General features: G+C 66.0%; 17 protein-coding genes. 4 read left to right on the forward strand and 13 right to left on the reverse strand.

What is annotated here, in order from left to right; all coding sequences use genetic code 11:
• Positions 1-368 precede the first annotated feature (368 nt).
• The 3 genes from A1D30_RS19890 to A1D30_RS19900 form a co-directional block, all read right to left on the reverse strand.
• Positions 369-1148 carry a FadR/GntR family transcriptional regulator gene (locus A1D30_RS19890; protein ID WP_063462464.1) on the reverse strand — a complete coding sequence of 260 codons (780 nt, stop codon included), beginning with the start codon at positions 1146-1148 and terminating at the stop codon, positions 369-371.
• A gap of 108 nt (positions 1149-1256) precedes the next feature.
• Positions 1257-2513, reverse strand: a complete 1257-nt coding sequence (locus A1D30_RS19895; protein ID WP_063462465.1) for an alpha/beta hydrolase — start codon at positions 2511-2513, stop codon at positions 1257-1259.
• Positions 2514-2666: 153 nt separating this feature from the next.
• Positions 2667-3716, reverse strand: a complete 1050-nt coding sequence (locus A1D30_RS19900) for an SDR family oxidoreductase (RefSeq protein ID WP_063462466.1) — start codon at positions 3714-3716, stop codon at positions 2667-2669.
• A gap of 145 nt (positions 3717-3861) precedes the next feature.
• Between A1D30_RS19900 and A1D30_RS19905 the strand changes: the two genes are divergently transcribed.
• Complete coding sequence (locus A1D30_RS19905; protein ID WP_063462467.1) at positions 3862-4494, forward strand: TetR/AcrR family transcriptional regulator; 633 nt, start codon at positions 3862-3864, stop codon at positions 4492-4494.
• Between the two features lie 140 nt (positions 4495-4634).
• Here A1D30_RS19905 and A1D30_RS19910 read toward each other — a convergent pair whose 3' ends face one another.
• The 5 genes from A1D30_RS19910 to A1D30_RS19930 form a co-directional block, all read right to left on the reverse strand.
• Entirely contained in the window at positions 4635-5693 is a 1059-nt protein-coding gene (locus tag A1D30_RS19910) for a patatin-like phospholipase family protein (RefSeq protein WP_063462468.1), read from the reverse strand.
• Between the two features lie 130 nt (positions 5694-5823).
• Positions 5824-6312 carry a nucleoside deaminase gene (locus tag A1D30_RS19915; protein ID WP_277922024.1) on the reverse strand — a complete coding sequence of 163 codons (489 nt, stop codon included), beginning with the start codon at positions 6310-6312 and terminating at the stop codon, positions 5824-5826.
• A complete protein-coding gene (locus A1D30_RS19920) occupies positions 6305-7072 on the reverse strand; it encodes an ABC transporter permease (RefSeq protein ID WP_063462470.1) in 768 nt (255 codons plus the stop codon). Before A1D30_RS19920 ends, A1D30_RS19915 begins: the two co-directional genes overlap by 8 nt.
• Before the next feature lie 20 nt (positions 7073-7092).
• Positions 7093-7917, reverse strand: coding sequence for an ABC transporter ATP-binding protein (locus A1D30_RS19925; protein ID WP_063462471.1), 825 nt, complete (start codon positions 7915-7917; stop codon positions 7093-7095).
• Positions 7918-8136: 219 nt separating this feature from the next.
• Positions 8137-9168 carry an ABC transporter substrate-binding protein gene (locus tag A1D30_RS19930; RefSeq protein ID WP_063462546.1) on the reverse strand — a complete coding sequence of 344 codons (1032 nt, stop codon included), beginning with the start codon at positions 9166-9168 and terminating at the stop codon, positions 8137-8139.
• Positions 9169-9559: 391 nt separating this feature from the next.
• Between A1D30_RS19930 and A1D30_RS19935 the strand changes: the two genes are divergently transcribed.
• Positions 9560-10378: an HDOD domain-containing protein gene (locus tag A1D30_RS19935; protein WP_063462472.1), complete on the forward strand. Its 819-nt coding sequence runs from the start codon at positions 9560-9562 to the stop codon at positions 10376-10378.
• Positions 10379-10458: 80 nt separating this feature from the next.
• On the opposite strand, the gene A1D30_RS19940 is transcribed toward A1D30_RS19935, so the two are convergent.
• The 4 genes from A1D30_RS19940 to A1D30_RS19955 all read right to left on the reverse strand — a co-directional run bounded on the left by A1D30_RS19940 (position 10459) and on the right by A1D30_RS19955 (position 16647).
• Positions 10459-12765 carry an NADP-dependent malic enzyme gene (locus A1D30_RS19940; RefSeq protein ID WP_063462473.1) on the reverse strand — a complete coding sequence of 769 codons (2307 nt, stop codon included), beginning with the start codon at positions 12763-12765 and terminating at the stop codon, positions 10459-10461.
• A 179-nt stretch (positions 12766-12944) separates the two neighbouring features.
• Entirely contained in the window at positions 12945-14432 is a 1488-nt protein-coding gene (locus tag A1D30_RS19945; protein ID WP_063462474.1) for a nucleobase:cation symporter-2 family protein, read from the reverse strand.
• 200 nt (positions 14433-14632) lie between these two features.
• Complete coding sequence (locus tag A1D30_RS19950; protein ID WP_063462475.1) at positions 14633-15319, reverse strand: GntR family transcriptional regulator; 687 nt, start codon at positions 15317-15319, stop codon at positions 14633-14635.
• A complete protein-coding gene (locus tag A1D30_RS19955; RefSeq protein ID WP_063462476.1) occupies positions 15316-16647 on the reverse strand; it encodes a C4-dicarboxylate transporter DctA in 1332 nt (443 codons plus the stop codon). Before A1D30_RS19955 ends, A1D30_RS19950 begins: the two co-directional genes overlap by 4 nt.
• Before the next feature lie 216 nt (positions 16648-16863).
• Between A1D30_RS19955 and A1D30_RS19960 the strand changes: the two genes are divergently transcribed.
• The gene (locus A1D30_RS19960) at positions 16864-18204 is read left to right on the forward strand and encodes a glycerate kinase (RefSeq protein ID WP_063462477.1); all 1341 of its coding nucleotides are present in this window, start codon (positions 16864-16866) and stop codon (positions 18202-18204) included.
• Between the two features lie 319 nt (positions 18205-18523).
• On the opposite strand, the gene A1D30_RS19965 is transcribed toward A1D30_RS19960, so the two are convergent.
• Positions 18524-19453, reverse strand: a complete 930-nt coding sequence (locus A1D30_RS19965) for a LysR family transcriptional regulator (RefSeq protein WP_063462478.1) — start codon at positions 19451-19453, stop codon at positions 18524-18526.
• A 166-nt stretch (positions 19454-19619) separates the two neighbouring features.
• Between A1D30_RS19965 and gcl the strand changes: the two genes are divergently transcribed.
• Positions 19620-21410 (forward strand): glyoxylate carboligase, encoded by a 1791-nt coding sequence (gcl, locus tag A1D30_RS19970; RefSeq protein WP_063462479.1) that lies wholly within the window; start codon positions 19620-19622, stop codon positions 21408-21410.
• Positions 21411-21598 lie beyond the last annotated feature (188 nt).

Consider the following 21598-nt stretch of genomic DNA (forward strand, 5'->3'; position numbering starts at 1 on the left):
GAACTCGGCCACTTCCACCCAGTTGTCTGCGCCTGCGATGGTGGCGCACAGTGCCACGGCGAGGATGGATTGGAGTTCATGGCGGCGCGTGCGCGCAAGGCGTGGGTCGGGGATGAGTTGCAGGTGCTGCAGCAGGGTCATGGGACGTGGATCGGGTGATCGAACGCCACAGTTTCGCTCTGATTTGAGGAGGGGTTTAGATGCGATTGCCTTGGCAATATGCCTAAGTTGCTATCAAATATGTGGCATATCAACAATGTGGCGGGGGCTAATCCAGCCGTCACCCCGCCACAAGCCCACGCGGATGCGTGCTGCGCCACCAGCGCGACGCGTTCAAGCCAGTCGCACAGGCATCTCAGCGATGCATCTCAGAACACCAGCGGTGCGGATGCCGCCACCAGCGGCTGGGCCAGCCGAGCGCCGTCTTGCGCCCAGAAGGTGAGGTCGGCCTGCTCGATGCGGGCCAGCGCGTTTTTCATGTGCTGCGCGGCGGCGGCGCGTGCAGCCACCGGGTCGCCCGCCTCGATGGCGTGCACGATCTGCGTGTGTTCGTGGGTCACGGCGTCGGCAAAGTCCGCGCGCCGCGCTTCGTTGGCGCGGGTCACGCGGGTCGCGCCTTTCAGGAACTGGGCGAGGTAGTCCAGCGTGCTGATCATGAACGGGTTGCCCGCTGCCTGCGCAATGGCGCGGTGGAACAGCACGTCTTCCTCCACCCCGTCGCGGCCTGCGCGCACGGCGTCGGCAATGTGCTGCATGGCGGCGCGGATGGCGGCCATGTCTTCATCGGTGCGCCGCAGGGCTGCCAACTCGGCCACCTCGGCCTCCAGCGCACGGCGCACCTCCACGATCTGCATCACAGCCTCGCGCGATGCGGCGAGGGGTACATCAAACTGCAAGGGCTCGATGCCGGGGCTAAGCACATACACGCCGCTGCCCTGCCGCGAGTCCACCAGCCCCAACGACTTGAGGCGCGAGATGGCCTCGCGCACCACCGTGCGGCTCACCTGGAACTGCTGCGCCAGCACGGCCTCGGTAGGCAGCTTTTGCGCAGCCTGGATGCGGCCCGCGCGGATCTCGGCCTCCAGCGCGCTCGCCACCTGGTCGGAGAGCTTGGCGCTGGGTTTGACGGCGGAAAAAGGTGACGACATGGGCGAAGGGGGCAGAGGTGGCGGCAGCAGTCCCGAGGGACGGCCGACTGTACCCCAAGCGTCGGCGCAAGGCGCCGTACCGAAGGCCCCCCGTCGCGCCTAGTCAGATCAATTCGCCACCCTGAGGCGCTGCACCAGCCAGTTCGCCGTGAAATCAAAGTGCTCCCGCATGTGCAGCTCCGCTGTGTGTCCATCGTCCCCATAGACCAGCTGGGTCACGTTGAAACCGAGCGCGGCCAGAGAAGTAGGCTCCTCCCTGGACACCAGGTCTTCGTGGATCCCGTTCACCATCAGAATGGGTTTTTGCAACTGTCCCTTCGTCGGTGTCTTCAACTGGCGGGAGAGCTGGAAGGTTTCGTAGTAGTTGCACATCGTCTGCCGGGGCGTGGTCCGTGGATCCATGTTCGCAAACATGGTGTACGGCGCGACGATCCATGCCGGAGCCACCATGCAATGCGCGCTTCCAAAGCTGGAGTCGCTGGGGCCGCCGATGTTGACAACCGCTTTGTAGAGGTCGTTCTTCAGCCCGCCAAGCGTTGCCAGATAGCCGCCCATGCTCCAGCCATACACCGCCACCCGGCTGGCATCCAGATCACTGCGTTGCTGGATGTAGTCGGCAATCGCGTCGAACATCACATGGGCGTCGGGGTGGAACGCCAGCTGGTTCTCCCCGGTGTCCGGGTTCTCCACAACGATGGTTGCGAACCCCCGGCTTGCGAAGTAGTCGCTGTGCCGGATCATCTCCGTCTTCAGGTTGTCCAGGCCGCCAAGGATCACCAAGGTCGGCAGCTTGGCATCGCCGCTGGGCCGTGTGGAGGGGGCCCGGAAGTAGCCAATGAACTCTTTGCCGCCGGCCTTGAAGGCAATCCGCTGCAGCGGTTTGCCCAGGGCTGCATAGGCCTGTTCGGTCGCTTGCAGGTCCGCAGCCGGGAGTCGCTTGGGAATCCGGTTCATCCGCCAGTAGAAAGCCGCTTTTTTGTAGGCGGCCGATGCCGCCAGGTTGTCGCCTTGCTCGGCGGCAGTGCGTGCCCTTTCCGCGTACATCTGCGCGGGCTTGCTGAACGTTGCCTGCCAGACCGGCTGCGAGGGCCCCGCGTGTTCTGGCAACGCTCCAATGACCTCGTCAAAGGTCCGCGCTTCGATCCCGGCATCCTCCAGCCACCAGCAGATGTTGAATTTGAACGAGGGGTGCAGGCGGGCGATGCCGCCCGGGTACTCGGCCTGCCCCTTTGCGCAGAATTCGGCCATGCTGTTCGCCGCCCGGGCTGCAGGAATTCCCTGCGCGGCGGACTCTTGTGGTGCGACGGCTGCCAGCAAGGCAGCGCCGAAGGTCGTCCATAGTTTCCAAGCCAGTCTGTTCGTCACGGTCTCTCCTTCAGGGTGGTAATGCGGTGGGAGCGTGGCAAGGCACGGGACACGTGGCACAAGGCCGATGAACGGCTGCCGAAGGTGCGTTGCACGCGTTGGGGGTTGGCTGCTCGCGCTCTGTACCAGGGCGACACAGCCGTGCGCCGGGCGCTATCGGTTCGGCATGCTGGGCAGCCAGCCATGGCCGCGGTACCAGGCCAGCGTGTCGGCCACGGTTTGCTCAACCGGGCGAAACTTCAGCTGAAGCTGTTGCTCGCTCTTGGCATGATTGAAATGGCTGCGTCCCGCCTCCTTGCGCATCAGCCGCACCGTAGCCAGGCTGAGCAGGATGGGCTTGCCGGTGATGCGTGCGTAAAGCTCCTGGACGCTCGCCAGGAGATACAGGAGCGGAAAGGGCAGGTGGCGTGTCGGCGTCTTGATGCCCGCGATCTTTCCTACCAAAGGCACCAGTTCCTGCATCGTCATGTGGCGCCCGGCTGCCAGATAGCGTTCGCCCCGCAGCCCCTGTTCTGCAGCCGCAATCTGCGCATTCGCTACGTCGCGGGCATCCACAACGGAAAAGCTGCCGGGCACCAGCCCCGGCAGTTTTCCCAGCACCACGTCGTTGACAAACTGCCCGGAGGAGGTGGGGCCGATATCCGCCGGTCCCCACATCCATCCGGGCAAGACGAAGCTGGCATGCATGTTCGGGTGCGCCGCCAAAAAGGCCGACACGGCCTGGTCGGCCAGTATCTTGCTGCGGTAGTAGTCGTCCTCGGCATCCGCCAGGTCGCGCAGGCAGGTCTCGTCCATGGGCAAGCCGGGCTCGCCATTGAGCACTGCAATGGACGAGGTCTGGATGAAGCGCCGGATGCCCGCGTGATAGGCCTGCTCGATGAGGTCTTTCGTGCCGTCCACATTGATGCGCTTGAGTTCTGCCCAGTGGCTGCCACCCTTGAAGTTGTCCCGAAAGAACGCGGCGGTGTGGAACACCACGTCGCAGCCCTGGAGCGCCCGGGAGAAGGCGGGCACGTCCGCCATGTCGCCCAACACCAGTTCGACCCCTTCCACCCCTGCAAACTGCTGCTGGCCCTTGGCCTTGGAGCGGACGAGTGCCTTGACGCGGAAGCCGCGCTCGACCAGTTCGCGCACAAGGTTGTTTCCGAGGAGGCCGGTAGCGCCGGTGACAAAAGCGGCCCGCAAGCCCGTGGATTGTTTCATGTCGATTGAACTTCAAAAATCAAATGATCTTTCAGTTTATCGGTGTGCAAACTAAATATCAAGTGATATTTGAAATCTGGCCCAGCCTGGCTGCTGCAGCACGGGCCCAAGGTCCATCTCGAAAGTTCATGTGATATCTTTGGGCATGAGCCCCACGACAGCAAGAAAGCGCTTGAGCCGAGAGGAAAGCCAGGCGCAAACACGCGAACGCCTGATCGACACTGCGCAGCAGTTGTTTGTTGCGAACGGGTATGGGGGCGCGTCCATCCGAGACATTGCGAACAAGGCGGGCTACTCCCAGGGCGCGTTCTATTCCAACTTTGCGAGCAAGGAAGACGTGCTGCTGGAGCTGCTGCGGCGCCACATGACGGCGGAGGCAACGCACCTGTCCCGGGTCATGTCAGGTGACGGAGACGATTCCGAGCAGATATTTGCCGAGCTGGATGCCTGGGCTTCCACGCTCAATCACGACGCGGATTGGTGCATGCTTTCCATTGAACTGCAATTGCACGCCAACCGCAGTCAGACGTTCGCCGCCGAGTACCAGAAGGTATGGGATCGGCACCGCAGCGACCTGGGCCAGGTGATTGGCCAGCTGTTCCACAAGCTCGGAAGGATTCCTCCTGCCGAGCCTGCCGAGCTGGCCGCTGCCTTCATGGCCCTGTCGCATGGCCTGGCGTTGCAGCGGATGAGCACGTGTCCCGATCCCTCGGGGAGCCTCATCATGGCGTTCCTGCGCGGACTGATTGCCAATGCGGAGCGAGAGAAGGCCGGATAACGGCCGCAAACCCTGGCGGATTCACTCGATGATCCAAGACGTCTATCGGGCATCGGTGCTGGCGTGCCAATCTTGGACTTCTGGCCCGCCTTTCTAGCCTTTCCAGCCTCTCCAGCCTGCTTTGCGCTGCCGAATCGCTCCTACTTGGCGGCCGCTGACGCCGCGCATGCCTCGCCCATCCCTGCCATGCCCGCCAGCCGCTGCAAGCGGCTGCGCTTGTCCATGCAGTCCTTGTACTCCGCTTCCCGCACCTTCTCCTGCGCCAGTTGCGCAGCCCGTGCGCGCTCGGCCTGCAGCTGGGCCACACGCTCGCGGATCTGCGGCATCACGGCCAGGGCGGCCTTCTCGCCTTCCACGATGGCATTGGCGCGCTGGCTGAAGTCGGCTGCGCCGATGTCCAGCACCTGGGGGCGGACGATCACGTCGGCCCGCGCCAGCTCGGCCTGGCCCAGCTTCTGGCCCATGATGGCAATCGACTGGTTCAGCGCGCCCAGCATGTTGCCGGGCGTCTGGCCCCGGGCCTTGTTGGAGATGTCCACCGCGATCACGATGTCCGCGCCCAGCTGGCGCGCGGCATCCACCGGCACGGGGCTCACGATGCCGCCATCCACAAAGTGGTACTTGCCGATGGTGACGGGCTGGAACACACCCGGCACGCTGCTCGATGCGCGCACGGCCTGGCCGGTGTTGCCGCGTGCAAACACCGTGCGCTCGCCGTCTTCCAGCCGCGTGGCGACGACGGCAAAGGGCTTGGCCATCTGCTCCAGCGGCTTGCGGCGCACCTGCTCGTTCACATAGTCTTCCAGCTTCTGCCCCAGCACCAGGCCGCCAGACGAAAGCTGCAGGTCGCGGATCTTGGCTTCGTCCAGCGCCACGGCTTTTTCCTGCATCTCAAAGGCGTTCATGCCGCTGGCGTACAGCGCACCCACCACGCTGCCCGCGCTGGTGCCCGACACCACCGCAGGCGCAAAGCCATTGGCTTCCAGCATCTTGATCACGCCGATGTGCGCAAAGCCCTTGGCCGCGCCGCCGCCCAGGGCGATGCCGATGCGGATGGGGGTCGTTGCGGGCGTGGAGGGCGTGGCGAGGGGCGCGGCTTCGCTGCCCGCGCCCGCCTGGGTCGGGGCCGTGCCGCCACATGCGGCCAAACCTGCTGCAGCCCCGAGGGCCAGAAGTCGCAAAAGAATGGTCAAGCGCATGCCGGGTGATCCTGCTGTCGTCCAAACGGGGCGGGCAGTATAGCGGCAGGGTGCCTGCGGCCGGTGTTGTGGGGGTGATTGCTCCAAAAAAGAGAGCAACGTGCGCTTTGTGGGCGGGCGGTGGGGCCGTTTATTGCCAGAAATCGCGGTGCAGGGCGGTGATCTCGTCCTGCAGCGCAGGCACGGGGCCCATCACTTCGGTGGGGCGCTGGCCGCTCGCAAACACCGTGCGGCAGGGCAGGGCCAGCGTGGGGTTGTCGGGGTGGTCGCCCGTCAGGGCGAGCAGGGCGGCTTCCTCGGCGCCATACAACACGCGGCCGATGCCTGCCCAGTAGATGGTGCCTGCGCACATGGCGCAGGGCTCGAAGGTGGTGACCAGCGTGCACTGCGCCAGGTAGGCGCCCGGGTAATTGGCCGCTGCCGTGCGCGCAAGCGTGCTCTCGGCATGGTTCACGGTGTCGATGTTGCCCTGCTCGGCCAGCACGGTTTCGCCATCGGGCGCCACCAGCAGCGCGCCGAAGGGGTGGCGGCCCATGTCCATGGCGCGCTGGGCCACGGCGTTGGCGCGGCGCAGCAGCGTGGCCGCCTGGGCATCGCTCAATGCCGTCGCTTCATTCACCTTGCGAACCCCGGTGCGCCCAGCCAGTGGTGCGCTTTTCAATCCAGCTGAACAGCTCATACATCACCATGGCCATGGCGCCCACGACCATCAGGCCCGCAAACGCCAGGCCCATCTGCATGGACGAGCCTGCGCTGATCAGCAGGTAGCCGATGCCTTCGTTGGCGGCGGTCATTTCCGACACCGTGGTGCCGACAAAGGCCAGCGTGATGGCGACCTTGAGCGAGCCGTAGAAGTACGGCATGGAGCGGGGCAGGCCCACCTTGGTGAGCACGTCCCAGCGCTTGGCGCCCAGCACACGCAGCACGTCTTCCAGCTCGGGTTCCAGCGTGGCCAGGCCGGTGGCGATGTTGACCATGATGGGGAAGAAGCTGATGAGGAAGGCCGTGAGGATGGCCGGGCCCACGCCGATGCCGAACCACACCACGAGGATGGGAACAAAGGCGGCCTTGGGCAGGGCGTTGAAGGCGGTCATCAGCGGGTACACGGCGGCGTAGGCCAGGCGCGAGCTGCCGATGACGAAGCCCAGCAGCACCCCCACCACGATGGCAATGCCAAAGCCCGCCATGGTGACCCAGTAAGTGCGCCAGGCGTGGGCGGCAATCACGCCGCTGAACTCGACCAGTTGCGTGGCAATGACCCAGGGGCTGGGGAACAGGTATTCAGGGACGCTGAAGGCCGAGCAGACGATTTGCCACAGCAGGATGATGGCGACGAGCAGGATCCAGGGGGACCAGCGCTCCACGGTTTTCTTGTGCATGGTGATGACGGGCCTTGTTCTTATTGCTGGATGGGCGCGCCGGATTTGCGCAGGGCTCCGATGTGGCCGCGCAGCTCGTGCACGATGTCGGTGAACTCCTTGGTGTAGGTGATCTCCAGGTCGCGCGGGCGGGGCAGCTCGATCTCCTTCTTCACCACAAACCGGCCGGGGCTCTTGCTCATCACATACACCGTGTCGGCCAGGAAGACCGACTCGCGCAGGTCGTGGGTGACCAGGATCACGTTGAACTGCTGCTCGGTCCACAGGTCGCGCAGGATGCACCACAGCTCCTCGCGCGTGAAGGCGTCGAGCGCGCCGAAGGGCTCGTCCAGCAGCAGCATCTTGGGTTCGTGGATCAGCGCGCGGCAGATGCTGGCACGCTGCTGCATGCCGCCCGACAGCTGCCAGGGGAACTTGTCTTCGTAGCCCGCCAGCCCCACTTTTTGCAGCAGCCTGCGTGCGCGCTCTTCGTATTCCTTGCGCTTTTGCTTGAAGTTGCTGCGGTAGGGCTCGACGATTTCGAGCGGCAGCAGCACGTTGTCCACCGTGGTGCGCCAGGGCAGCAGCGAGGGCGCCTGGAAGGCCATGCCCGAGACCTTGAGCGGCCCCGTCACCGGCTGGCCGTCGATGAGGATCTTGCCCATGGAGGGCATCTTCAGTCCCGTGGCCAGCTTCATGAAGGTGGACTTGCCGCAGCCCGAAGGGCCAACGATGGCGATGAACTCGCCGCGCCGCACCTGCAGGTCGATGGCCTCCACCGCAAACTGGTTCTTCGCACGCAGCTCGTCGTTGTAGGCGAGCCAGACGTCACGGAAGTCCACAAAATAGGAATCAGCAGCCTGCATCAGGGGTCCGTTAAGAGAGTTTACGCATAGGGCCGCAGTGCGGCCCGTGCATTTGAGTTATCCACAGCGCTGCGCGCCACCCAACACCGCACGCAACTGGCGCGGCCTAAGCCAGCGCCCCCGTGCAAGGGCCGCCCCGCCGCACGGGGGGCGTCCCCCTCCCGACTCGCGCAGCGAGTTGAGAGAGGGGGAAGGCGCGAAGCGACTCAGGGGGGTGCTTCATTTTTTCGGCAGGATGTTCAGCTCGGCCGTGCTGGGCAGGAAGCTGGGGTTCCACACGTCGTCGGCGTTCACGCGGGTCTTGGTGTTGAACGCGTCGGACACCTGCGATGCCATCAGCGACAGGCGGCCGGGTACGGCCTTGCCGAAGCCTTCGGCGCGCGCATCGGGGCTGTTGATCACGGTGTCGATGGCCAGCTGCAGGCGGCGGGTTTCGAGCGGCACGTTCACGATGCCGTCGCGCGCTTTCACATGCTCGATGGCGGCGGCGGGGTTGGCGATCACTTCCTTGGCGCCCTTGGCAAAGGCCGACAGGAAGGCCTTGATGGCGGCCGGGTTCTCCTTGATGAGCTTGGGGCTGGCGATGATCACGTTGCCGTACAGCTTCACGCCAAAGTCGGCGTAGGGCAGCACCACCACGTCGGCGGCCTTGGCACCGCGCGCTTCCAGGTTCAGCAGGCTCGTGAAGGTGAAGCCGGTGATGGCGTCCACATCACCGCGCACCAGCATGGTTTCGCGCAATGGGGGGTCCATGGCGGTCCAGGTCACGGCGCCAATACCGTTGGCCTTCTGGAAGATGGGGAACGCGCGGCGGCCTGCGTCGAACACGGGGGCGCCCAGCTTCTTGCCTGCTAGGTCGGCGGGCTTGGTGATGCCGCTCTTCTTGAGCGCCATGACCGAGGCGGGCGTGTTGTTGTAGACCATCATCACCGCCACGGGCTTGTTCTGCGCGTCGGGGTTGTTGGCGTGGAACTCCATCACGGCGGCCAGGTCGGCAAAACCCATGTCGTAGGTGCCCGAGGCTACGCGCTGCACCGCACCGCCCGAACCGTTGCCTGCATCCACCGCCACATCCAGGCCCGCCGCCTTGAAGTAGCCCTTGGCCACAGGCTGCAGGAACAGGGCGGCAGGGCCCTCGAAGCGCCAGTCGAGCTGGAACTTGATGGGCGTGGTGGCCTGGGCCTGGGCCGTGCTGAAGGTGCTGGCGGTGGCGAGCAGGAGGGCGGCTTGCAGGAGGGTGCGTTTGTTCATCATGAAGAGGTTCCTGTCAAAAGACGGCGGGAGAAGGCGGTAGCACAACGGGGCACTGGGGCGGCCCCAGGGCTCGCCACCGTGCCATGGTGGGCCAGTCAGCAAAAACGATGCCTGGTTTCACCGGGGCGGGGAGGGGGTGCGGGCTATTGTTCGCCAGTTTGGTGCACGCGGTTCTACAGGCTTTCCCGAAATGGTGCAAAGGGGTTTTGGCGGTCCGAGGCCGGGGGCAACAAGCTTTGCGCCCATGGGGTCCGCTAAATCGGTGCCGGGGCGCACATTGGGGCAAACGCGCAGGCCGTGCCCGCCCGCCGGTGGTACAACAAAAGCCCTGCATCCACTTTGTGGTTCCCGATCTCCATATCCACACCAACACTTGGGAGGGTTTCTCATGGCAGACATCCAGGCTTTTTTCGAGAACGTGCAACTACCCACCATCCCCGACGTGGCGCGCGAGCTGATCGCCACCATGAAGGACGATGACATCCCTTTCGAGAAGGTGCGGGCGGCGATCTCCAAGGACCCGGCCCTCACGGCCAAGCTGATCCGCCTGGCCAACAGCGCGCGTTTTGGCCTGCCCCGCCAGGTGGCGTCGCTGGACGATGCCATCACCATGGTGGGGCTCAATCAGGTGCGCACGCTGGCGCTGGCGTCTTGCATGTCGGGCGTGTTCAAGGACGCGCCCGGGGTGGACGCCGATGCGTTCTGGAAGGAGAGCATGGCGATTGCGGGCTATTCGCAGTGGCTGGCCCGCACGCTGGGTTCCAACGTGCAGGAGTCGTGGCTCGCGGGCTTTCTGGTGCGGCTCGGTGAGTTGATCATTGCCCAGAAGGCGCCCGAGCAGATCCCGGCCATTGAGCAGCTGCCCCACCACGCGGGCGGCCGCTGGGAGCGCGAACGCACGCTGCTGGGCTTTACCGAAGCCCAGGTGACGGCCGAGCTGGCGCGGCGCTGGCGCTTCCCCGACACCATCACCCGCGCGCTGGAGACAGCCGAAGACCCCGTGGCCGCCACCCCGTTCTGCCGCCTGGGCGGCATCCTGCATGTGGCCACCCTGCTGGCCGAGATCGGGCTGGAAGAGCCCATGTCCCCCGTCGAAACCATTGCCAGCTTGCCCGCCGAGATCAAGAAGGCGCTGCAGCTCGACTCCCACTGGCTGGCCGAGCACCTGCCGCCGGTGGCGGACTACGTGGATGTCTCTGTTCGCTGAAGCCGTCTGACTCAAAAAAGAAAGGCCCCGAGGGGCCTTTCTTTTTGGCGTAGCGCGATCAGCGCTCTCCATTAGCGCCATCAGGCCGCGCGTGCCGCAGCGCTGGCCACGGCCAACGCGGTCATGTTGAACACCCGGCGCACTGTGGCCGCAGGCGTCAGGATGTAGGCCGTGGCGGCGCCGCCCATGAGGATGGGGCCCACGGTCACACCACCGCTGGTGGTGGTCTTGAGCACGTTGTAGAGGATGTTGGCCGCATCCAGGTTCGGGCAGATCAGCAGGTTGGCCGAGTCGGTGAGTGTGGAGTCCGCCATGTAGGCGTTGCGGATGTTGGGCTCCAGCGCGGCGTCGCCATGCAGCTCGCCGTCGCACTCGATCTCGGGGTGGGCGGCCACGAACAGGTCGCGTGCCTCGCGCATCTTGCGGGCCGAGGCGCGCTTGGACGAGCCGTAGCTGGAGTGCGACAGAAACGCCACCTTGGGCGGCAGGCCAAAGCGCTGCACCTCCTGCACCGACATCCAGGCGATGTCGGCCAGTTGCTGCGCCGTAGGGTCCTCGTTCACATAGGTGTCGGCAATGAACAGCGTGCCCCGGTTGGTCATCAGCGCGTTCAGGGCGGCATAGTCGCGCGCGCCCTCCTGGCGGCCGATGATGCTGTGGATGCGCTCCAGGTGCGTCTCATAGGTGCCCACCAGGCCGCAGATCATCGCGTCGGCGTCGCCCAGCTTCACCATCAGCGAGGCGATGATGGTGTTGGAGCGGCGCACGGCGGCTTTGGCCACTTCGGGCGTGGCGCCGTTGCGCTTCATGAGCTGGTGGTAGTGCTCCCAGTACTGGCGGAAGCGCGGGTCGTCCTCGGGGTTGCACACCTCCACGTCCTTGCCCAGCTGCATGCGCAGGCCCGCCTTGGCGATGCGCGCGGCAATCACGGCGGGGCGGCCAATAAGGATGGGCGTGGCGATCTTGTCGTCAATCGCCATCTGCGCAGCACGCAGCGCGCGCTCGTCTTCACCGTCGGCATAGGCCACGCGCTTTTTGGCATCGGGCAGGGCCTTGGCCGCGTTGATCACGGGGCGCATCAGCATGCCGGTCTGGTACACGAAGCGCGACAGCGTTTCCTTGTAGGCCTCCATGTCTTCGATGGGGCGCGTGGCCACGCCCGATTCGGCTGCAGCCTTGGCCACGGCGGGCGCGATCTTGAGGATCAGGCGCGAGTCGAACGGCGTGGGGATGAGGTAGTCGGGGCCGAAAGTCAGCTCTTTGCCTGCATAAGCGCTGGCCACTTCCTCGCTGATGTCGGCCTTGGCCAGGTCGGCGATCTGGCGCACGCAGGCCAGCTTCATGGCCTCGGTGATCTTGGTGGCGCCGCAGTCCAGCGCGCCCCGGAAGATGTATGGAAAGCACAGGACGTTGTTGACCTGGTTGGGGTAGTCCGAGCGGCCCGTGGCGATGATGCAGTCGGGGCGAATGGCCTTGGCCAGCTCGGGGCGGATTTCAGGCTCGGGGTTGGCCAGCGCCAGGATGATGGGCTTAGGGCCCATGGTCTTGACCATCTCGGCGGTGAGCACGCCGGGGGCCGAGCAGCCCAGGAACACGTCGGCGCCGTTGACCGCATCGGCCAGCGTGCGGGCGTCGGTCTTTTGCGCGTAGGCCGCCTTCGATTCGTCGTAGCCACCGGGGCGGCCCTCGTAGATCACGCCCTTGGAGTCGCACACGAAGATGTTCTCCACCTTCACGCCCAGGCCCACCATCACGTTCAGGCAGGCAATGGCCGCAGCCCCTGCGCCCGACACCGCAATCTTGACCTGGTCGATCTGCTTGCCCACGAGTTCCAGGCCATTGAGCAGCGCTGCGCTGCTGATGATGGCCGTGCCATGCTGGTCGTCATGGAACACCGGGATGTTCATGCGCTTGGAGAGTTCGCGCTCAATGTAGAAACACTCGGGTGCCTTGATGTCTTCGAGGTTGATGCCGCCCAGCGTGGGCTCCATGGCCGCGATGATCTCCACGAGCTTGTCCGGGTCGCGCTCGGCCAGTTCGATGTCGAACACATCGACGCCCGCGAACTTTTTGAACAAGCAGCCCTTGCCTTCCATCACCGGCTTGCCGGCCAGCGGGCCGATATCGCCCAGGCCCAGCACGGCCGTGCCATTGGTGATCACGCCCACCAGGTTGCCGCGCGAGGTGTAGTCGAATGCCTTGGACGGATCGGCCTGGATGTCCAGGCAGGGGTAAGCCACGCCGGGCGAGTAGGCCAGCGACAGGTCGCGCTGGTTGGACAAAGGTTTGGTGGGGGTCACCGCAATCTTGCCCCGGCCGGGGTTGCGGTGGTATTCGCGCGCAGCGTCGCGCAGCGATTCTTCGGCGGCGGAAAGTTTCTGGGTCATACGGAAATCCTGGAAGTCCTCGGCGGAATGCAAAACAAGCGTACCCGATGGTGGGGTGGGTGCGCATGCCTGTTTATGCGGATGCGGCATGAAGCCAAAACCCTCTTGCGGCAGGGCCGGCAAGAGGGCAGGGCCCCGGGGTGCGGGGCAGGGTTCTTCGGCAGCGGGCAGACGGGACGCTAGTGGGCGTCGGCCTGGCGTGCGGCGTTGACAGCGGCGGAGGTGTCGCGGCTGGCGCCATTGAAGAAAACGTTCAGGGCCACGGCCGTGATCGAGGCCAGCAGGATACCGGATTCGATCAGGGGGTGGATCGCATGCGGCATCCACTGGCGAAAGCTCGGCGCAATCAGCGGGATCATGCCCACGCCGATGGACACGGCCACGATCATCGCGTTGAAGCGGTTGTGCTTGAAGTCCACCCCGCCCAGGATGCGGATGCCGGTGGCGGCCACCATGCCGAACATCACCAGGCCCGCGCCGCCCAGCACCATGGTGGGCAGCGATTCGACCAGCGCCGCCATCTTGGGCAGCACACCGAGCACGATCAGGATCACGCCACCCGCCACACACACGAAGCGGCTCTTGACGCCGGTGACGGCGACCAGCCCGACGTTCTGCGAAAAGCTGGTGTACGGAAAGGTGTTGAAGATGCCGCCCAGCAGCGTGCCCAGGCCGTCGGTGCGCAGGCCGCGTGTGAGGTCGGCCTGCTCGATCTTGCGGTCGGTCATTTCGCCCAGGGCCAGGAACATGCCGGTGGATTCGATCATCACCACGATCATCACCAGCGTCATGGTCAGGATCAGGATGGGGTCGAACACCGGGCCGGCAATCTCGAACGGTAGCACCAGGTCAAACCACTGGGCCTTGGCCACTTTCTCGAACGACATCAGGCCCATGGCCACCGCAATCACGGCGCCGATGACGATGCCCAGCAGCACCGAAATGTTGGCGATGAAGCCCTTGGCAAACTTGGCGATCAGCAGGATGGACACCAGCACCACGGCCGAGATGCCCACGCCCGTGAGGTCGGCGTACTTGGGGTTGGGCACCGTGGGCACCACCGCAAAGCCCTTGGGCACGGGCGGCAGCGATGAGCCGGGTGCACCGGCGACGGACTGCATCTCGCTGAGCCACTTGATGTGCTCGGGGTTCACCACATTGGGCGCGGTCGGCCCCACGGGGTTGCCAAAAATCCAGTTGATGCCCACGCGCATCAGGCTGATGCCGATGACCGCAATGATGGTGCCGGTGACCACCGGCGGAAAGAACCGCAGCATGCGGCTGACCAGGGGCGCGATGAGGATGGAGATGACCCCCGCGCCAATCACCGAGCCAAAAATCAGCCCGGCCCCGGCCGTGCCCCCGGTGCTCTGCGCCATGGACACCATGGGTGCCACCGAGGCAAAGGTCACGCCCATCATCACCGGCAGCCGGATGCCGAACCACTGCGAGGCGCCCAGCGCCTGGATCAGCGTGACCAGGCCGCAAACGAACAGGTCGGCCGAGATCAGCTTGGCCACCTGGTCGGGCGTGAGGTTGAGCGCGCGGCCGACGATGAGCGGCACGGCCACCGCACCGGCATACATCACCAGCACATGCTGCAGGCCCAGCGCCGTGAGGCGCCCCAGGGGCAGGTGTTCGTCCACGGGATGCACGGGCGGGGTCATGGGAATTCCTTTTGTACGGGGCCTGACGGATGGGTGGCGAGCTGTGTGCAATACGGTGCACAGCAGTCCATACAAAAATCGTATACAAAATATGTGAAACGGCTTATCCCGGTAAACCCTAGGTGCAGCAGCAGCGCCCTCCAGCGCGCAAGGCGGTGGAGGGGGAGGAGACTGGGGCAGACGCGGTGCCTGCGGGTGGTTCAGGGCATGCCGCGTGGCGTCGCCAAGGGGGCCAGCGACTCGCGCAGGCGGTCACGCACCAGCGGCTGGCCGGGGTTGAGTGCGGCTTCCACATGGCCGATGTGGGCGAGCAGGCGTTCGCGGGCCAGGGCCGCGTTGCCCGCTTCCAGGGCCTCGACGATGGATGCGTGCTCCGCGCACGACTGGCTGGCCTCGTGCCGCGACTGGTAAAGCGATGCCGCCAGCGTGGTGCGCGCCGTGAGGTCGCGCAAGATATCGCTCAGGCTGCGGTGGCCCATGGCCTCGGCCAGGCACACATGAAAGTCGGCCAGCAGGAAGGCGCGCGTGGCGGCGTCGGCACCTTCGATGGCGCGCTGCTCGTCGGCAATGTGGGCGCGCAGGCGGGGGATGACTGCCTGCAGCGGGCGCCCGGCATCGGCCAGGATGCCTGATTCGATGATGCGCCGGGCCGAGAACGCATCGCGCGCGTCGTCCACCGAGGGCTCCACCACATACCAGCCCCGGCGCGGGCGCACTTCGACAAACCCGCGCGCCTGCAGCTGCATCAGCGCCTCGCGCACCAGGGTGCGGCTCACGCCGAAGAGGTCGGCCAGTTCCTGCTCGCCCAGGCGCTCGCCGGGTGAGAGCTTTTGCGCAAGGATGGATTCCACCACCTGCTGGGCGATCTGGGTCTGGTTGGTGCTCATGCGGCCGATTGTGGCGCGGGTTGTGGCTGCGCAGGCGATGGTTGCAGCGGGGGCTGCAAGGGGGGCAGGCTCTGCCCGTCCAGCACCGCATGGGCGCGGTCGCGGTCGATGTCGCCCTCCCACGCGGCAATGGCCACGGTGGCCACGCAGTTGCCAATCAGGTTGCCCAGGGCGCGGGCAATGCCCATGAACCAGTCCACCGACAGCACCAGCACCAGCCCGATGGCGGGGATGGCCGGAATGGCATGCAGCGTGGCCGCCAGCACCACAATGGCCGAGCCCGGCACGCCGTGCGCGCCCTTGGACGTGACCAGCGAGATCGCCAGGATGGTCAGCAGGTCGGTCATGGTGATGGGCGTGTTCGTGGCCTGGGCGATGAACACGGCCGCCAGCGTGATGTAGATCGAGAACGCGTCCAGGTTGAACGAGTAGCCGGTGGGGATCACCAGACCCACGGTCGAATCACGGATACCCATGTGCTTGAGCTTGGCCATGATCTGGGGCAGCACGCTGTCCGACGACGTGGTGGCGAACACCACCGCCAGCTCTTCGCGCAGGTAGCGCAGCAGCTTGAACAGGCTGAAGCCCGAGACCCGCATGATCAGGCCCAGCACCACCACCACGAAGATGAACACGGCCGCATAGAACAGCACCACCAGCATGCCCAGCTGCTTGAGCGAGCCGATGCCGTACTTTCCCACTGTGAACGCAATCGCACCCAGCACGCCCAGCGGCGCCAGCTTGATGATCAGGCCCATGGTCTTGAACAGTACGTGCGACAGGTCTTCAATGAGGCCCGTGACCCGCGCGCCGCGATCGCCCATCAGCGCCAGCGCGCAGCCGAACACGATGGAGAACAGCAGCACCTGCAGCACGTCGCCATTGGCAAAAGCGCTCACGGCCGTGGTGGGAATGAGCTTGAGCAAAAAGTCGCTGAAGCCGCCACCCGTGAGCTTGCTGGCGTTGTCTGCATAGGCGCCCATCGCCTTGGGGTCGAGCGCCTTCGGGTCCACATTCATGCCCACACCGGGTTCAAACCAGAACGCGAGCGCCAGGCCCAGCACCAGCGCGATGGTGGTGACCACCTCGAAGTAGATCAGCGACTTGATGCCCACGCGGCCCACACGCTTCAGGTCGCCCGTGCCTGCAATGCCGTGCACCACCACGCAGAACACGATGAGCGGGATCAGCATCTTGATGAGCTTGATGAAGCCGTCGCCCAGCGGCTTGAGCTGCACGGCCGTGTCGGGCCAGAGCAGCCCGATGGCCACACCGGCAATCAAGGCCAGGATCACCCGGCCAAACAAGGAGTTGAGGAAGCGGAGCATGGGAACCCTTTGCGGAGAAAAAGGACGGAGTGGTGCTGCAATCAATCTTGCATACAAGAACTGTAGACAACTGTTGAAAGCCAGAACATGGGGTTATCCCGCGCTGCGCACCGCTCTGGCGTGTTGCCATCCCCTGCCTGGGTTGAAGTAGTTTTGACTATGGCGCACTGCTGTGCGGGTGGCCATGGCCCCACAATCGCCCGCGGAGACAACCCCATGAACATCACCGACGCCGTGCCCGACCCCGTTCGCCAGAGCGGGGATTTCCTCGAATACCTCTACCGCGTGGCCGTGCGCCGCGCGCTACCGCTGCACAACACCGCTGCTTTTCTGCCCGCCCCCCCCAGTCGCGAGAGCGGCGGCCGCACCCTGGTGCTGGGCGCTGGCAAAGCCGGTGGCGCCATGGCCCAGGCGGTGGAGGCGCTGTGGCCGGCCGATGCGCCGCTGTCGGGCCTGGTCGTCACGCGCTACCACCACACACCGCCCCGGCCCGACGGGCTGCCCCAGCGGATCGAGGTGGTCGAGGCTGCGCACCCTGTGCCTGATGCGGCGGGGCTGGCGGCCGCAGAGCGCATCCTGGCGCTCACCGAGGGCCTCACCGAAAACGACCTGGTGCTGTGCCTGATCTCGGGCGGGGGCTCGGCCCTGCTCACGCTACCGGCGGATGGGCTCACGCTCGAAGACAAGCAGCGCATCAACAAGGCCTTGCTGGAGAGCGGCGCCGCCATCGACGAGATGAACTGCGTGCGCAAGCACCTCTCGCGCATCAAGGGCGGGCGACTGGCGGCGGCGTGCGCGCCCGCGCGCGTGGTCACGCTCACCATCAGCGACGTGCCGGGCGACGACCCCTCGGTGATCGCCAGCGGCCCCACGGTGCCCGATGCGACCACCTGCGCGGACGCGCTGGCCATCCTGGCGCGCTATGGCATCGAGGTGCCCCCCGCAGTGCGCGCTGCACTGGAAGCAGGCACGCTGGAAACCCCCAAGCCCGGCGACGCGGTGTTTGCGAACCATGTGGTGCACATGACGGCCACGCCCCAGCAGTCGCTGCAGGCCGCTGCCGAGGCCGCGCGGGCGGCGGATGTGGCTGCGTACATCCTGTCCGACGAGATCGAAGGCGAATCGCGCGAGGTGGGCAAGGTGCACGCTGCGCTGGCACGCGCCGTGGCGCGGCATGGCCAGCCGTTTGCGCGCCCCTGCGTGATCCTCTCGGGCGGCGAGACCACCGTCACCATCCGCCCGCGCGCACCCGGCGCCGCCAAGGGCCGGGGCGGCCGGGCGGGCGAGTTCTGCATGGGGCTCGCGCAGGCGCTGCAAGGCCAGGCGGGCGTGTGGGCGCTGGCGGCGGACACCGACGGCATCGACGGCGTGGAAGACAACGCCGGTGCCCGCGTGGCACCCGACACCCTGGCGCGCGCTGCGGCGCAGGGCCTGTCCATCGCAGACCACCTGGACCGCAACGATGCCTATGGCTACTTCGATGCGCTGGGCGACCTGGTCATCACCGGGCCCACGCACACCAACGTCAACGACTTCCGGGCGATCCTGATTTTGTAGCGGCTGGCGCTGGCTGGGTCTGGGCTGCAGGGGGGTAAAGGCAAGGGGTCGTGGCTGGCGCTGTGCCTGATCCTTCCCCCTCTCCCCAACCCTCTCCCGCGAGGGGAGAGGGAGCCAGACGGGCGCCAGGACGGCCAGGATGTTGTGAAGAGCGCGCCTCCCGCAGTGCTTGCATGGCTCCAGCGAAGCGGCTCATCCGGCCAAAGACCTCGCAACCACCAGCGGCGTCTCGGCCTTCACTCCCTCTCCCCTCGCGGGAGAGGGTTGGGGAGAGGGGGTCTCCCGCCAGGGCGAGGCGTTGTCATCCCCCCGCCCCCCCTCACTTCCTCGCCGCCCCCTCGCGCGGCAGCGAAGCCACCCAGTCCTTGCCAAACCGCCCCTGCAGAAACGCCACAAACGCCTGCACCTTCTGCGGCACCAGGCGCGGCGACGGGTACACCGCATGGATCTCCTGCTCGGGCAGGCGGCAGGTCTTGAGGACCTCCACCACGCGCCCGGCCGCCAGCGAATCCACCGCTACATAGTGCGGCAGCGCCGCGATGCCCATGTGCGCTCGCGCCGCCGCCAGCAGCGCGGAGAGGTTGTTGGACCGCAGCCGCCCGGTGACGGGCACCGACACCGCCTCGCCGCTCGCATTGCGCAGCCGCCACAGGTCGTTGCCCTGCACGCTGCTGTAGATCAGCGTGGCGTGGTCCTTCAGGTCCGACGGCCGGCGCGGCGTGCCGTGGCGGCGCAGGTAGGTGGGCGAAGCCACCAGCACCCAGGGGTTCATGCCCAGTGTGCGCGCGCCCAGGGCCGAGTCGGCCAGCTTGCCCAGGCGGATCGCCACGTCGATGCCATTGGCCACTAGGTCGGTGTAGCGGTCCTCAAAGCTCAGGTCCAGCTGCACCTGCGGGTTCTGCGCCATGAACTCCAGCGCCAGCGGCACCACCACGCGCCGCCCGAAGGCCACCGAGCTGCCCACGCGCAGCTGCCCGTGCACCTGCGTCTGGCGCACGCGCACCACGCTCTCGGCTTCGGCCACATCGGTCACGATGGCCTTGCACTTCTCGTAGTACAGCGCGCCGGGCTCGGTCAGGCTCACGCCGCGCGTGTTGCGGTTGAGCAGCCGCACCTTCAGGTGCGCCTCCATCGCTGCCACCTGCTTGGTTACCGTGGGCTGCGTGGTGGCGAACTCCTGCGCCACCTTGGTGAAGCTGCCCGTCTCCACCACGCGCACAAACATCTCCATGGCATCGAGCCGGTCCATCGTGGTTGTCTCCTGTGCTGGGCATGGTGGCGCGGGCGTGCGCCGTGGCTTATTCCTGTGTGGAATAAATTTTATGGTCTGCCGCCACCTTCCGCCACAAGGGGTGCTTGCCTAGAGTTGCTTCATCTAACCGATTCAACCGACCACAAACCAAAGGAGATGTGCAATGGCAAGAATGAAGGCCATCGAGGCCGCCGTGAAGGTGATGGAGAAAGAGGGCGTGAGCGTTGCGTTCGGCGTGCCCGGCGCGGCCATCAACCCGCTGTATGCGGCGCTCAAGGCGCATGGCGGCATTGGCCACATCCTGGCGCGCCATGTGGAGGGGGCCAGCCACATGGCCGAGGGCTACACGCGCGCCGTCGCCGGCAACATCGGCGTGTGCATCGGCACGAGCGGCCCGGCTGGCACCGACATGATCACCGGCCTGTACTCGGCCAGTGCGGACTCCATCCCCATCCTGTGCATCACCGGCCAGGCGCCGCGTGCCCGCCTGCACAAGGAGGACTTTCAGGCCGTGGACATTGCCAGCATTGCCAAGAGCGTGACCAAGTGGGCCACCACCGTGCTGGAGCCCGCGCAGGTGCCGGGTGCCTTCCAGCAGGCGTTCCACCTCATGCGCTCGGGCCGGCCCGGGCCCGTGCTCATCGACCTGCCCATCGACGTGCAGCTGGCCGAGATCGAGTTTGACCCCGACACCTACGAACCCCTGGTGCCCTACAAGCCCGCTGCCACGCGTGCGCAGATCGAGAAGGCATTGAGCATGTTGAATGCCGCCGAGCGCCCGCTCATCGTGGCGGGCGGCGGCATCATCAACGCCGATGCGTCGGACCTGCTGGTGCAGTTTGCCGAGGTGCTGGGCGTGCCGGTGATCCCCACACTCATGGGCTGGGGCAGCATCCCCGACGACCATCCGCTCATGGTCGGCATGTGTGGCCTGCAGACCAGCCAGCGCTATGGCAATGCCACCCTGCTGGCCAGCGACTTCGTGCTGGGCATCGGCAACCGCTGGGCCAACCGGCACACGGGTTCGGTCGATGTTTACACCAAGGGCCGCAAGTTCGTGCACGTGGACATAGAACCCACGCAGATCGGCCGCGTGTTTGCGCCCGACTTCGGCATCGTCTCCGACGCGGGCGCTGCGCTCAAGCTCTTTGTGGAGGTGGCGCGCGAATGGAAGGCGGTGGGCCAGTTGCGCGACCGCAGCACCTGGGCGGCCGAGTGCCAGGGCCGCAAGCACAGCGTGGACTATCTGCGCAAGACCCACTTCGACAGCGTGCCCATGAAGCCGCAGCGCGTGTACCAGTGCATGAACCGCGCGCTGGGTAAGGACGTGTGCTACGTCTCCACCATCGGCCTGTCGCAGATCGCGGGAGCGCAGTTTCTGCACGTGTACCAGCCGCGCCACTGGATCAACTGCGGCCAGGCCGGCCCGCTGGGCTGGACGGTGCCCGCCGCCCTGGGCGTGCGAGTGGCCGACCCGGCGCGCAAGATCGTGGCGCTGTCGGGGGACTACGACTTCCAGTTCATGATCGAAGAGCTGGCCGTGGGCGCGCAGTTCAAGCTGCCCTACCTCCACGTGCTGGTCAACAACAGCTACCTGGGCCTGATCCGCCAGGCGCAGCGCACGTTCAGCATCGACTACTGCGTGCAGCTCGCGTTCGACAACGTGAATATGGCCGAGGGCGAGGTGGCGCGCGGCTACGGCGTGGACCATGTGAAGGTGGTCGAAGGCCTGGGATGCAAGGCCATCCGCGTGCACCGCCCCGAGGAGTTCGCGCCCGCCCTTGCCCAGGCCGAGGCCTGGATGGCCGAGCACCGCACCCCCGTGGTCATTGAGGTGATCCTGGAGCGCGTGACCAACATCGCCATGGGCACCGAGATCGACAACATCGTCGAGTTCGAAGAGCTGGCGATGCAGGCAGCGGATGTGCCGAGTGCACTGGCGGTGCTGGATTGAGGCGGCGCCTGGTTGCTCTGATCTATCCAACCAGCCGTTCGGCCTGAGCTTGTCGAAGGCTCGCTCCCGCCGTTCCTATCCCATCCGTTCAGCTTGAGCCTGTCGAAGGCCTCCCCTGTGCCCTGGCTTCGACAAGCTCAGCCCGAACGGTGGATGGGGACGTGGACGGAGGGAGCGGGCCTCCCCTG

The organism is Acidovorax sp. GW101-3H11 (assembly GCF_001633105.1).
GTDB lineage: Bacteria > Pseudomonadota > Gammaproteobacteria > Burkholderiales > Burkholderiaceae_C > Acidovorax.

Excerpts from the sequence above, each read along its gene's own strand:
- A1D30_RS19945 (WP_063462474.1), bottom strand. The coding sequence starts at position 14,432 with ATGACCCCGCCCGTGCATCCCGTGGACGAACACCTGCCCCTGGGGCGC.
- A1D30_RS19920 (WP_063462470.1), bottom strand. The coding sequence starts at position 7,072 with ATGCACAAGAAAACCGTGGAGCGCTGGTCCCCCTGGATCCTGCTCGTC.
- A1D30_RS19955 (WP_063462476.1), bottom strand. The coding sequence starts at position 16,647 with ATGCTCCGCTTCCTCAACTCCTTGTTTGGCCGGGTGATCCTGGCCTTG.
- gcl (WP_063462479.1), top strand. The coding sequence starts at position 19,620 with ATGGCAAGAATGAAGGCCATCGAGGCCGCCGTGAAGGTGATGGAGAAA.
- A1D30_RS19890 (WP_063462464.1), bottom strand. The coding sequence starts at position 1,148 with ATGTCGTCACCTTTTTCCGCCGTCAAACCCAGCGCCAAGCTCTCCGAC.
- A1D30_RS19935 (WP_063462472.1), top strand. The coding sequence starts at position 9,560 with ATGGCAGACATCCAGGCTTTTTTCGAGAACGTGCAACTACCCACCATC.
- A1D30_RS19930 (WP_063462546.1), bottom strand. The coding sequence starts at position 9,168 with ATGAACAAACGCACCCTCCTGCAAGCCGCCCTCCTGCTCGCCACCGCC.
- A1D30_RS19910 (WP_063462468.1), bottom strand. The coding sequence starts at position 5,693 with ATGCGCTTGACCATTCTTTTGCGACTTCTGGCCCTCGGGGCTGCAGCA.
- A1D30_RS19905 (WP_063462467.1), top strand. The coding sequence starts at position 3,862 with ATGAGCCCCACGACAGCAAGAAAGCGCTTGAGCCGAGAGGAAAGCCAG.
- A1D30_RS19900 (WP_063462466.1), bottom strand. The coding sequence starts at position 3,716 with ATGAAACAATCCACGGGCTTGCGGGCCGCTTTTGTCACCGGCGCTACC.
- A1D30_RS19960 (WP_063462477.1), top strand. The coding sequence starts at position 16,864 with ATGAACATCACCGACGCCGTGCCCGACCCCGTTCGCCAGAGCGGGGAT.
- A1D30_RS19965 (WP_063462478.1), bottom strand. The coding sequence starts at position 19,453 with ATGGACCGGCTCGATGCCATGGAGATGTTTGTGCGCGTGGTGGAGACG.
- A1D30_RS19925 (WP_063462471.1), bottom strand. The coding sequence starts at position 7,917 with ATGCAGGCTGCTGATTCCTATTTTGTGGACTTCCGTGACGTCTGGCTC.
- A1D30_RS19940 (WP_063462473.1), bottom strand. The coding sequence starts at position 12,765 with ATGACCCAGAAACTTTCCGCCGCCGAAGAATCGCTGCGCGACGCTGCG.
- A1D30_RS19950 (WP_063462475.1), bottom strand. The coding sequence starts at position 15,319 with ATGAGCACCAACCAGACCCAGATCGCCCAGCAGGTGGTGGAATCCATC.